The organism is Cellulophaga sp. BC115SP, from assembly GCF_009905545.1.
In the GTDB taxonomy this organism is placed as follows: Bacteria; Bacteroidota; Bacteroidia; order Cytophagales; family Spirosomataceae; genus Flectobacillus; species Flectobacillus rivi.
On the sequence record NZ_JAAALB010000019.1, the window covers coordinates 81,849 to 95,295 of the forward strand.

At 37.5% G+C, this 13,447-nt stretch carries 8 protein-coding genes; 1 reads left to right on the forward strand and 7 read right to left on the reverse strand.

The window, feature by feature from the left end; genetic code table 11:
* Window positions 1-29 precede the first annotated feature (29 nt).
* The 4 genes from GVN22_RS15290 to GVN22_RS15305 all read right to left on the reverse strand — a co-directional run bounded on the left by GVN22_RS15290 (window position 30) and on the right by GVN22_RS15305 (window position 7,245).
* On the reverse strand, window positions 30-3,302 hold the full coding sequence (locus GVN22_RS15290) for a TonB-dependent receptor (RefSeq protein WP_166551876.1): 3,273 nt from the start codon (window positions 3,300-3,302) through the stop codon (window positions 30-32).
* A 447-nt stretch (window positions 3,303-3,749) separates the two neighbouring features.
* Window positions 3,750-4,679: a carbon-nitrogen hydrolase family protein gene (locus GVN22_RS15295; protein WP_166551877.1), complete on the reverse strand. Its 930-nt coding sequence runs from the start codon at window positions 4,677-4,679 to the stop codon at window positions 3,750-3,752.
* Between the two features lie 217 nt (window positions 4,680-4,896).
* Window positions 4,897-5,526, reverse strand: a complete 630-nt coding sequence (locus tag GVN22_RS15300; protein ID WP_166551878.1) for a response regulator transcription factor — start codon at window positions 5,524-5,526, stop codon at window positions 4,897-4,899.
* 3 nt (window positions 5,527-5,529) lie between these two features.
* Window positions 5,530-7,245 carry an ATP-binding protein gene (locus GVN22_RS15305; RefSeq protein ID WP_166551879.1) on the reverse strand — a complete coding sequence of 572 codons (1,716 nt, stop codon included), beginning with the start codon at window positions 7,243-7,245 and terminating at the stop codon, window positions 5,530-5,532.
* 662 nt (window positions 7,246-7,907) lie between these two features.
* Between GVN22_RS15305 and GVN22_RS15310 the strand changes: the two genes are divergently transcribed.
* Window positions 7,908-8,684, forward strand: coding sequence for a response regulator transcription factor (locus GVN22_RS15310; RefSeq protein ID WP_166551880.1), 777 nt, complete (start codon window positions 7,908-7,910; stop codon window positions 8,682-8,684).
* Between the two features lie 100 nt (window positions 8,685-8,784).
* On the opposite strand, the gene GVN22_RS15315 is transcribed toward GVN22_RS15310, so the two are convergent.
* The 3 genes from GVN22_RS15315 to GVN22_RS15325 all read right to left on the reverse strand — a co-directional run bounded on the left by GVN22_RS15315 (window position 8,785) and on the right by GVN22_RS15325 (window position 13,397).
* Window positions 8,785-10,710: a sialate O-acetylesterase gene (locus GVN22_RS15315; RefSeq protein ID WP_166551881.1), complete on the reverse strand. Its 1,926-nt coding sequence runs from the start codon at window positions 10,708-10,710 to the stop codon at window positions 8,785-8,787.
* A gap of 44 nt (window positions 10,711-10,754) precedes the next feature.
* Window positions 10,755-11,774 carry a glycoside hydrolase family 43 protein gene (locus GVN22_RS15320; protein WP_166551882.1) on the reverse strand — a complete coding sequence of 340 codons (1,020 nt, stop codon included), beginning with the start codon at window positions 11,772-11,774 and terminating at the stop codon, window positions 10,755-10,757.
* A gap of 156 nt (window positions 11,775-11,930) precedes the next feature.
* Window positions 11,931-13,397 carry an MFS transporter gene (locus GVN22_RS15325; RefSeq protein ID WP_166551883.1) on the reverse strand — a complete coding sequence of 489 codons (1,467 nt, stop codon included), beginning with the start codon at window positions 13,395-13,397 and terminating at the stop codon, window positions 11,931-11,933.
* Window positions 13,398-13,447 lie beyond the last annotated feature (50 nt).

Below are 13,447 nucleotides of genomic sequence, written 5' to 3' on the forward strand. Positions count from 1 at the left end.
TTGAATAAAATCTTCTAATTTCTCAAAAACTAGAACGAAAGGTTAATCCCAACCGATGCCGTTTTAGTCAAAGGCATCGAACCGTAATCCCCTGGAATTGGATAGCTACCATTGCCACTAACATTGGTATTTTGAGCCTCTGGATTGACACCTCCTTTGTATTGATCCCAGCCAAACCAGTTGAGCAACGAAGCATACACACGTGCAGAACTAAACACTTTTGATTTAATGACACTAGACAAATTATAGCCAAATGTAATATTCTGGATACGAATAAAATCAGTAGAATATACCCAGTCAGAAGTTACTTGTGGCAAAGTGTAGGTACTAGCAAGCTTTCCTCTTGGAGCATCATAATTCTGTTTTTCGACAGACCATCTATCTCTCCACACACCCAAGATATTCGCTGTTGTACTTCCACTAAAATCAGCCGCTCTACCAAAATAAGAAAGAATAGAACCACCAACCTGACCGTAAGTTTGAATACTTAAATCAAAATTTCCGTACTTGAATGTATTGGTAAAGCCCCAAGTGAATTTTGGACTTGGTTGTCCGTAAACAACACGGTCTTTCGCATCAATTACGCCATCGTTATTCGCATCCAAATATTTGGCATCACCAACCGTTTGATTCTTCAATTTTGCCACTTTAGGGTCATCCATATCCGCTTGTGTCAAAATGCCAACTGTTTTTGTCACATAATAACTAAACATAGGAAGCCCTGGCTGAAGGATATACGGAGGGTTACTTCCACTGTAAGCAGAAGAAATATAAATTGGCGAACCGTCTGCGTTCAATGAAATGACCTCGTTACGATTAAAGGCGATATTGGCAGAAGAACTCCATTGAAAAGTTGGAGTCACTATATTTCTGGTATTGAGGGCAATTTCGATACCTTCATTTTTAACTGAACCAATATTTTGTAAACTTGTCGTAAAACCACTAGCTGCCAAAACGGGCAAGTTTAACAACAAATCAGTACTTTTCTTCGTGTAGGCATCAAATGTTACACCAATTCTCTGTTTGAAAAATGAGGCATCAAAACCAATATCGTAGGTATTAGAGGTTTCCCATTTCAAATTTGGATTGGCTAAAGCAGCAGATACCTGTCCGCTTGCAACAGTTGGTGAATTTCCTCCAAAATTATAGGACGTTCCTGCCAAAGTTGGAATGGCACTGTAATTACCAATGTTGTTATTCCCAGCTTTCCCCCAGCTCAAACGAAGTTTCAAATCACTGATTACTGAAATATTTTTCAAAAACTCTTCTTGAGAAATTCTCCATCCCAAAGACGCAGATGGAAATGTTCCCCATTGGTTATTCGCTCCGAATTTTGAGGAAGCATCACGACGGATACTGGCAGTTGCCAAATACTTTCCTTGAAAATCATATTGTAAACGACCATAGTACGAAAACAAAGTATTGTTACTTTCAGCAGCCGAACCTGTCACTGTTACACCAGCAGAGTTTGGAATGGCATTGCTAATAGTATTTACCACATTGTTGGCAAATCCACCAGCAGTATTGATGGTAAATGTTTCATAATGCACCGAATTAAAAGACAAACCTGCTACCGCTGATACATTATGTATTTTATTAAACGTCTTGACATAACTCAATGTATTCTCATTGACAAAGTTTTGCTTCCGATAACCACTATACGAACCGCTGGCATTTTTCCCTGGATTGGTGATACGTTCGGCGGCACCACCTACAGCAACATAATCAGAAACATACTTTTTACTTTGCTGGTTTACATCATCGTAGTTGATAGAAACCTTGGCAAATAGGTTTGGAATGATCGTATATTCAGCATAAATCGAACTAAGGATACGTGTACTTTTGGTAAGACCGATGGAATTATTAAGAATTGCTACAGGGCTTACCAATCGTGGACTACTCCAATTGTAAGTAGAAAACTCACCCGCACCTGTATTCAAGCCTGCTGCCGATTCGACTACGGGCGAAATAATTGCCGCATTCATGATAGGACTATCTTTTCCATCACCTTGTGGGGTATTATTTTCTGAATAAGTTGGTGCTAGATTAATGCCAAATTTCAGTTTATTATTTGCCTTTGCTTCAATATTGGCACGTAAACCATAGCTTTTATAGCCAGAATTTAACAATATCGACTCCTGATTTAAGTAATTGCCAGAAAAGAAATAGCTCACATTTTCGGTACCACCTGTTGCAGACAATTGGTAGTTTTGAAAAGCTGCTTTTCTATAAATCTCATCTTGCCAATCCACATAAGTCAAACCGGGATGTCCCGCTTGCGACCATCGCTCATCAGGCATATAGGAGGTATTGTATTCCCCTGCTTTTAATCCTAAAATAGCACGACGTTGGTCGTTAGTTTGAGTGGCAGTACGACCCGTTCCAGAACGAACCCAGTTGGTATTTGCCACCTCTGTTGCCACCGACACCCATTCTTCAGGACTCAATATATCTAGTTTTTTAGCGGCTGTACTTACACCACCGTTAGCGCTCAAACTAATTTTTAGTTTTCCTGATTTACCTCTCTTAGTTATAATCAAAACCACCCCATTGGCTGCTCTCGAACCATAAATTGCACCAGCCGCCGCATCTTTCAAAACTTGTACACTTTCAATATCATTAGCGCTCAGATTGGCTAATGGACTATTGGAGATAGAGCCATCTGAACTTTGTCCAGAAATATCGAGTGGAAAACCATCCACGACATACAAAGGCTCAGAGCCAGCATTGATGGAGCCGTTACCACGAACAACGATGCTTAGTGGAGCACCTGGTAACCCACTTTGTTGACGTACTTGTACCCCTGCCATTTGTCCAATTAACGCCTGCTCGACTCTTGCAATTGGTTTTTCTTCTAGTCTTTTAGTATCAAAAGATGCCACTGAGCCTGTTATATCAGTAGCTTTTTGGGTACCATATCCGATTACAACAACCTCATCTAATGATTTTGCTTCAGAGACCAAGCGAATCGAAAGAGAAGTTTGGTTTCCTACTTTTAGTTCTTGCGCCTGAAAACCCAGAAATGAAAAGACCAAGGTAGCCTCCGCCGAAGAAACGGGTATAGAAAATTTACCCTCTTGATTAGTAGAGGTTCCTTTATTGGTATTCTTTACCAACACATTCACACCTGGGAGCAACTCTCCTTTTTCGTCCCTCACAACACCGCTTACATTTCGTATCGGATTAACACTTTTTTGTCCAAAAATTGGCATTGAGATTATATTTCCCAACAACAATAAGGCTACAATGAATTGGATTCTGAATAGGTTCAGAGAATCCTTACTTTGATATAACTTACACATCGTCTAGATCAGTTTTTACAATTTCCCCAACACAGTAGAACCTCAATACATTCATATTGAGTTATTTACAGCTCAAAAAGAGGTAATATCGCTAGCAGACACTACCCTTTTTTTAGTATGCTATCTGTGTGGATTTATTCAATGAGAATATGCGTCAATATGACACTTTTGAATAAACTCTATAATTTCTATAGGACAAACATAATTTATCTCAATAAGCTAGACCTAGAGATTTTAAAAAAAAGTATAAGAAAAGGAATTTCTTTGCGCTTATCGAATATAAAATAAGATTATTTATATACTATTTTAGCACAAAACCACCCATACTCTAGTAGAGTAGTGGTGTATAAAAATGTGAAGGGAACGACTAATACCGCTCCCTTGGAAGAATCGGAGATGACGAAGGATAGGTTTTTTAATCATAATGTAGAAGGGGTAAATTGTACGCTACACTACTCTCATTTCAGGCTGTTTATTAACCTTAAAATCAAAAACATCTGGTCTAGCGTAATGCCCGATTACATCAAAATCTAATTTGCTTTTTGCCAAAACCGAAAAGTCAAGTTCTGCTACTAAGAGTCCTTCTTGATGCCAAAGTGGACCAGCGAGCACCTCTCCCATTGGCGAAATGATTACGCTACCACCCGCACACATGACTTCGGGTTCGTCAATTAAATCTGCTTGGTATTCAACTGGATAATCTGATTTTTTGACATATTGATTGGCGGCTAATACAAAACATCGTCCTTCGAGTGCGATATGTTGCATGGTCGATTGCCACGATTCTCTGGAATCGGCGGTTGGAGCTAGGTATATCTCTACGCCTTGCTGGTACATCGCCATTCTTGCCAATGGCATATAGTTTTCCCAGCAAATGAGCCCACCAACTTTCCCAATATCGGTTTGAAGGGTGGTCAATGTACTTCCGTCACTTTCTGCCCAAATATATCTTTCCAAACCTGTTGGTTTTAACTTTCTATGCTTGCCAACGAGATTCCCCTTCTTGTCAAAATACCATAAAGCACAATGCAAAGAGCCTCCCACATTTTCTCGTTCTGTAACGCCCAAACCCACGAAAAGATTAGCCTCTGCGATTGCCTTACTTATTTTTTGGGTAAATTCTGAGTTTTCTTCTATGCTATTTTCCCAGTAATGTAACCACTGGTCACGACTTTTATCGGTACGGCGACCAACCATCGCATCATAACTCAAACCACGAGGATAGCATGGGATAAACGATTCTGGAAATAACAATAACTCACACCCTTGTTCGGCGCCCTTTTTTATCCATTCAATGACAAGTTCAACAGATTTTTCTATATCAAATAGAGATGGAGTTGCTTGTATCACCCCTACTTTTACTTTTTTATGAATCATATTTTTCATCTTAAGTTATCGTGCAAAATAGGATTAAATAACTTATTTTCCTTTGTAAAAGCTCCGTAGGAGCTGAAGCGTAATAGTGCCTTTTTTACATTAAGTATCAGATAAAATTATCAATAGTATATCTATGAACACTTTGTCTGTATTTTTTTGATTATGAGTGCCTTCAAATAACGAATATACTATTAACTAATAACGTACTTGTTGATTCCTATTTTTCTTCTAACTCAATAGTGTTCAAAAACTCATAAAATTCTTTTTTAGAATTGAATTTCAGTTTTTGATTGATATTCTTCCGATGAGTTTCTACTGTGTAATAACTTAAGCATAACTCTTGTGCCACTTGTTCGGAGGTATATCCTTTCTTCAGGGCTTTTAGAATTTCTACTTCTCGTTTAGTCAGTAATTTTTTCAAAGAAAAGAAATCTTTCTCAAAACTCGTTTTCTGTTCTTGCTTTACCTGAAACACATTTTCGCCCTTTATTATTTTTTCGAGTGACAAAAGGATTTCAGCCGAGGGACTTGTTTTCGATAAATATCCTTCAATTTCATAAGCCTTGAATGCCTCTATCTCACGGCGATCAGCATACATACTAATGACCACAATTTTGGAGCGATGCACTAAAGTTCTCAGCTGCTTTACTAGGGTCAATCCATCCAAAAAAGGCATATTATAGTCGACCAAAATAAGTTGGGGCAACAGCGTGTTACACTCATTATAGGCCTTGCGACTATCATAAATTTGGGCTAATATTTCATAATCACCAGATTCCTTGAGTATTAAACTTAATCCATCGTTAAATAAAGAATGGTCATCTACAATTACAACTTTCGTTTTCATAACTTACATCGTTTCAATAATAGTGGTTGTACCTGTTGAATTAGACTCAATATTGAATTTGAGATTAGAAATGGTCGCGCGCTTTTTCATATTCAGCAACCCTATTCCTTTCCCTTCTAAGCTGGTATCGAAACCGACACCATCATCTTCTACCACAAATCTAAATCCTTCTTCTTGTTCAAAAATTTGTAAGAATGCTTCCTGTGCCTTGGAATGCTTTATGACATTTAGTAAACATTCTTTCAAAATCATATAAATATTTTGTTGTGTTAAAGAGTCTAACTGATTGATTTTTCCCTCTGAGAAATCATGGTAATGGACCCTCACATTTGAAAACTCATTATATTGCTCAACAGTTCGTTCAATTTTGGTAGTTAAAGACAGGTTATCATCTTTTACCAAGGTGTGACTCATTAATCTAATCTCGTTGATGGCTTCCTCCAAAATTTTCTTGCTTGTTGAAACATCTATTTTCTCCTTATTCAAATAACCTAAAGCCGCAGCGAGTGTATTCCCTACTTGGTCATGCAACTGACGTCCAATATTTTCAACTTCATTTTTTCGAATAGTCTCTAAGTCGTCTTTGAGTATAACCATTTTCGACTCATGAATCTTTCGAAAAATCAAACTTTTTCTAAGCTGTTCAAAAGAAATGAAAGAAATCAAAATGATTACGACGAAAGGCGTAAAGTAATCGCTATTCAAGCTTAGACTTTCTTGGTTGATCAGGAAATAACTAGAAATGCTTTTTATCATCGTAGGTAAGATACCCAATAAACAAGCAATGAGATAATCAATTCTTTTTCCTCTAATAAATAACAGCGTTGCATGATAAATTGCCCATAGCGTATTTAATATGGTAAGCGGGAAAAGGCTATTGGTGATAATAAATAAAATAAGATTACAAGGTGGCAGAAAGTGCATAAGCATGACCGCCACATTAAGGACCACTAAAATCTTCGCCCCCAGAGTATATCTTTTACGGTTTATAGGTATTGCCTGTACTACTTCGTAAGCAAAAGGATGAAAAAACACATTTAAGCCCAACATCCAAAAAGAGCCAATATTCGAGGCATTCAAATTCAAAAATTCAGGAAAAGGAAACAGGTCATATAGATACCCAACAGTAAACATATTGGCATTTGCTGCCCCAATCATAATTCCCGCATATATCATTAATTTTTCCGAATAGAAAAAACCTAAAAGCAGAAGTATTACACTAAAAATGAAACAATAAATAACCTGAAATATAGATTTGAGATTTTGGACAATTGCATGTTCAAAAAATCGTGGTTTTCGATATAAATCTAGGCTAGTGATATGTAAACCGTAATTTCGAGTGGAGTGCAAAACCACTTTTGCGGTGTCATGTGCAGCTATTTCGATAGGGAATGAAAAAAAAACGTAAGGGTTTTTTCTCAGATACAAGGGTTTATTTCGTTGGAGTTTTTCTGATAAAACTAGCTTATTATTTTTGATAAAATAACATTCCAGTTCATCTACACGGGTATGTGATGCTTCAAGCACGAGCTCTATTCTTTGCGAAGACCGATTGACGATTTCCAGATACACTAAAGCATTTTTTTGCTGGTAAGCCTTACCCAACTCAATTAACTCATACTTATTGTTTCTGATAAACTGGTAAGTTCTTAAATTGAAATCCCGACTTGTGTCGAGAGGAGCATACTTTTTGGCAATATAGGTAAATTGATTAATCATTTGATGACTAAATCTTTCATCTATATCGACTGGCAATGATGAGTCAAGCCTAGTTCCCAATGAAATACAAAAGGAGACTAGAATTAAAGTATAAGTTTGAAGTATAATCAATAAAAATCGGTTTTGTTTCATATAATTAAACTAAAGAATCCAGCCAGTAAGAATTCAAAAAATACCTGTATTCAGGTATTTTAATTATTTCATTAGGAGGCGAAATTTGCAGTACACAACTTTATAATAGCGATTGGTCAACAAGTGAATATACCTGTTGGTTTTATCACAAGCCTTTCTCGAAATCTAGCACAGCATTCATTAACACACCCTCCAAGATATTGGAGTACTGAATACCTCCTGTACTAAGCATTGTTTTCTCAGGATTCTTAAAACGCAAATTGGATTTACCTCAACTATTTGAATTATCGAATAGTTGCAGGTAGTCTTTTGCATTATTTTGGTTAAACTACTTGGTCAGCTTATCACTACAAAAATTATTCCGTTAGCTACTTTCACTACTATTATTAGCTTTTTTTCTTACGAAATGACCGTTTAGTAAGTAACTCAAATTTGCATTTGTGGTTTCAACTTAATTATTTAATATACACACAAGCAGTTATGTAACAAATACTGATTGATAAGTAATATTTTACGCAAATTGATAGAACATGCCTACCCAACCTACCCATTTTGAACTATTTAAGCAACTTTGGCACTCAGGAAATCTGGAAGAAAAACCTGAAAAAGTCCAGCATTTTATGACCTTTCATCCACTGTTTCATGAAACACTACGTATGCAAGGCACTGCGCTAGCCGTACTAGACATCAATACGATGAAATATCCGCTCATTATAGGCGATGTACAGAAAGTTTGCGGTTGGTCCACTGAACACTTCTATGAAGTAGGAGTTCAAGGATATGTAGAACTCTACCCCGAAGAAGATCAAGCAGGCTTAATCCATATTTCCAGAGAAATTGGCAGTTATTCAGCTCAAATTTCACCCGAAAATATGAATCAGCTTAGGGTAATTTATGATTACAGAATGAAAGGAAATGATGGAAAAATCAGGCGAATTTGCCAAGAGAGTATGGCGCTGAGTGTTGATGAAACAGGTAAGATAACTTACTTTGTGGCTTTTGTTTCTGAAATCACTAACGTCAAACGCGATGGGAAACAGCATTTATTTCTTTCTGGAGATAAACAATCCAAACTTTTTGAAATAGATAGTAAAACCAACGAATGTACTCCATTAGAGTCGCTCAGTCAGCGAGAATTAGAAATCGCACAATTGATGGGACAAGGATATTTAAGTAAGGAAATTAGTGACAAGCTTTTCATTGCCAACAATACCGTAAATACTCATAGACAAAATATGCTTCGTAAAACTAATTTTTATGATGCCAATGAGCTCATTAATTTTCTGAGAGTGTATAGAATAATCTAAAAGCATTAACATCAGTCATTCTGAATTTAGTGATTTTTAATAAAGTTCATCACTAAATTCAAGATGACTCAAGCATCTGAGATGGACAACTAAGATCCTCCTAATTATCCGTCCTAAACGGCGAGGCTGGTAACCCTTCTGCGTTTACTAAATTTGGATTGATAGGATTATCAGACCAAGCGTATCTCACAAATTTGGGATTTGAAACACCTTCAGCCCAAACAATTATTTTGTTTCCTTCTATTTTAGACTTTGCCCATACAAATTTCTTGTCCGCTCCTGCAATCGCTAAATCTCCAATTGGTTCGCCGTCCTTCGTTTTTAATCCACTCCCAATGTTATCAAAAGTTAAGATAATCTGTTGATCTTTTATTTCTGAAGAAAGTAAACTCGGTCCAGAATGAATAACATTTTCATGATACGCCAGTTTCAAAGCTGATAACGCTAGTCGTTCTCCCACATCCTTTTTATTATCTGGATGAATATCGTTCCATTCGCCAAGGTCGATGGCAACGGTCATTGCGGTATTCGGTACAGATAGGGCTTTGGCTTGTGACTCTCTTAATACTGCCCAGCTACTTTCGGAAGGCAAATAATCATAATCCATGAAGCCAGGCAATTGTACATACAAAAATGGCAATGAAGTATTATTCCATTTTTGACGCCAATCTTTGATTAAGGCTGGTAATAACTGTGCATATTCTTCTGGCTTTCCTGCATTACTTTCGCCTTGATACCAACAAATTCCCTTTATCGGGTAAGGGATAGCGTGGGCAACCATCGCATTATATAGCGCAGTTGGTTGGTTTTGCAAATTAATTGATGAAATAGCATTTGGATTGAATTGCCTTTTAAATACTGCCCCAACTTTATATTGCCAAGTTCCTTTCAAATCAATGGTATCTTTCTCAGAAAAAATACAATAAGGTTTATCAGGTACAAAACCGCCTTTTCCGCCATTATTTGTCACCCGAACAACAAAGGTATTAACCCCTTCTTTCAAAATATCCGATGCTACTGCATATCTCCGTTGAGGATACATATAACCTGTCGAGCCCACTCTTTTTCCATTGATATACAATTCATCTGCGTCGACAATTCTTCCTAAAAATACCTTGGCCTTTTTCCCAATCATCGAAGCTGGGATATTTACCTCTTTTCTATACCAAACGATACCATCTAGATTTCGAATACCTTGGTCTTCCCAATACCCTGGGACATTGATATTTTTCCAGTTCTTAGGTACATAAGTGGTTTCGTACCATTTACCCATCATACCTTCATCGCTTGGTTGTGGCAACGAGCGACTATATTCCAGACTTTTGCGATTGGTTTCGTTGATACGAGCAGTATCTTTATTCTTGTTTACCAATTCTTTAATATGGGGAATTTCGGGCAAACCCTCTTCACTAATCCACGCTTCAATTGGCGTCCCTCCAACACTTGCATTGATGATGCCAATAGGAATTTGATATTTCTGATGAAGCTTTTTTGCGAAAAAATACGCTACTGCCGAAAACGGTCTTACCTCCTCGCCTACGGCCTTTTTCCATTGACCCGAAGGAATATCTTCTTGCGCCGAAAGAGTATTGGTTAAGGTTGGTACCCAAAATTGTCTGATTTGTGGGAAATTTGCCTCCGCAATTTCCTTGGCATAGGTTACATCATGAATATTGAGCTGATGCACCATATTACTTTGACCACTACAAAACCAAACATCGCCGATTAAAACGTCATTGATGGTAATTTTAGTTTTAGCATCACTCACCTCCATCTGATAAGGTCCACCCGCCTCAAAAGCTGGTAATATCAATTGCCAATTACCAGACTTAGAAGCAACTGTTTTGTATGTTTTATTCTGAAACTTTACTTGAATCTTTGCTCCTTCATTGTCCCAACCCCAAAGTTTAAGTGGCGATTGTCTTTGCAAAATCATACCGTCACTTACCAATTTGGGTAAGCGTAATTGAGCATTTATTTTTAAGTAAAAACTCACAAAAAATAGTAGAAAATAGACTCTTTTCATAGTAAATAAAGCGATAGAGACGCCGAATAGACGTCTCTAGTAAGTTAAATATGATACGGTTCTATTAGTTGAATCAACCCATTTTCATCGTAATGAATCTCTGTCATTTTGATACTTCTTAAATGCGTTACTCCTTTTGACAGGGTAGAATCATGATAAAATAAATACCATTTCCCTTCGTATTCGCAAATAGAATGGTGTGTTGTCCAACCAATTACAGGATTCATGATGCGCCCTGCATAGGTGAATGGACCATAAGGGTTATCGCCAATGCCATAACACAAGAAATGCGTATCGCCAGTCGAATAGGAGAAATAGTATTTTCCTTGATATTTGTGTACCCAACTTGCTTCAAAAAATCTTCGGTCGTTGTCGCCAGCTAACAGTTTTTCACCGTTTTCGTCCAAGATAAAAATCTCCTGAACTTCTTCAGCAAACTCCAACATATCGTCAGTCAATTTGGCAACTCTTGGACCTAAAGCAATTTCGTCGGCTGTAGGTTCGAGGTTTTCTGGGCTAAAAGTGTTATTGCGGTAAGACTGCAATTGCCCTCCCCAAATACCGCCGAAATACATATAGGCTGCGCCATCCTCATCAACAAAAACAGCTGGGTCAATCGAATAGCTATTTTTGATAGGTTCGGGTTGTGCGACAAATGGTCCAACAGGAGAATCGCTTACGGCTACTCCAATCTGGAAAATATCCTCTTGATTTTTGGCTGGGAAATATAGGTAATACTTCCCGTCTTTCTCTGCTGCATCGGGTGCCCACATTTGCTTTTTTGCCCAAGGCACATCATTTACGTGCAACGCAATGCCATTGTCTACGGCATCTGCATCAGAGTTTTCCAAAGAAATTACATGGTAATCTTCCATGGCAAAATGGCTTCCTAAGTCATCAAATGGAATGCCTGCTTCAATATCGTGTGATGGATAAATATAAATCTTCCCGTTGAACACATGCGCCGAAGGGTCGGCAGTATAAATATGCTTTACTAAAGGTTGTGAGATTGCTTTTGAATCTATCGTATCAAAATCGATATGATCTATTGGTTTTTCTGGCATGACAATAATTTTTTAATAAAATGGTATTCATTAGCTCTAGGCTATAAGCCGTAGGCATTAGGCAAAAAGTTTCTCTTACTAAATGAGAAATACTTTTCAACTTATAGCCTAGAGCTTAAAGCGGGTAAAATTTATTTTAATTTTGCCTACTAACACTTACTTTCTTCTTTCCTTCAAATCTGCTTCAATCGTTAACTCCATGGTTTTATCAATCATATATCCCAATAGCAAAGTTGCTCCCACGATAAATAATCCCCCTGGAATTACACTTACGAGTAATTTTATTCCATTGATAGCACTCGCTGTCTGCTGCTGCGCATCGGCATTATAGCCAAAAATACTAAGCATCCAAGTTGATATAGCACCACCCACACTCAAACCAACTTTTAACCCAAAAATCATGGCAGAGAAAATAATGGCTGTTGCACGACGGTTATTTTTCCATTCGCTGTAATCAGCTACATCGGCAATCATAGCCCATAATAATGGAATAGTTACGCCATACAATAAACCATGTAAAGTTTGAATCATAAATACTGCTGATACAGATTCGTTGGATAACACATAAATGGATAACAAGCAAAGTGCTGAAAGACATAAGAACATGGCAAAAATATTACGTTTGCCAAATCTGTCAGCCAGTGGTTTTGAGAAGAAGATACCCACAATCATCGCAATCGTACTAGAAGCATTGATAATACTTGAGGTTGCATAGGGTGCGCTATTGGATTGGCTAAATTCTGAGAAAGCCTCCGCTCCAAAAATTTCACTCAACTGTTTAATCCAAGAAGGAAAACCTACCGTTTCTAAAAATGCCACCTGACTACTTTCGGTAAGGTAATATCTAAAAAAGTAGATATTCATTCCACCTTTCAATGCTAAAGTAATGAATACCAATACCGTAAGCACCAACATGATAATCCAAGGACGGTTGTTAAGTAAATCTTTTAAATCTTCGGCTATTGGCGTTTTTTGCGTTACGGCAGGCACAATTCTTTCTTTAGTAGTAAAGAATGTTACTAAAAAACAAAGGACACCTGTGATAGCAAAAATCAACATTACTTTTTCAAAACCTACAGCTTTGTCGCCATGTCCAACCGCAATTGCTGCAGGAAGCAAAATCACTTGTATAATGAATTGTGCCAACATTACTGCTACAAAACGATAAGAAGAAAGACTATTACGCTCTTTCATATCGCCTGTCATTACACCACTCAAAGCTGAATAGGGCAAATTGTTAGCTGAATAGATAACCACCAAAAAAATATAGGTAATAAGTGCATATAAAAACTTACCTGAATCGCCTAAATCTGGAGTTGAGAAAGCTAACAATGCCATTATTCCAAATGGAATAGCTGTCCATAATACCCAAGGGCGAAATTTTCCCCAACGGGTAACGGTTCGGTCAGCAATGGCGCCCATTGCCAAATTGAATATCGCACCTACGATACCGCCTGTTAGCATAACCAAACTGGCTTTGGATGCGGGTATTTTGTAAATATCCGTGTAAAAAAAGGCTAAAAAGGCCATTAAGGTCTGGAAAATCAAATTGGCTGCTAAATCTCCAAGACTGTATCCTATTTTTTCAAGAACAGATAGTTTTTCTGATGGTTGTTGGTTCATAGTTAAATAAGTTTGTTTTTCGGGGAACTGGTTGTTGCACAGAGGCACAG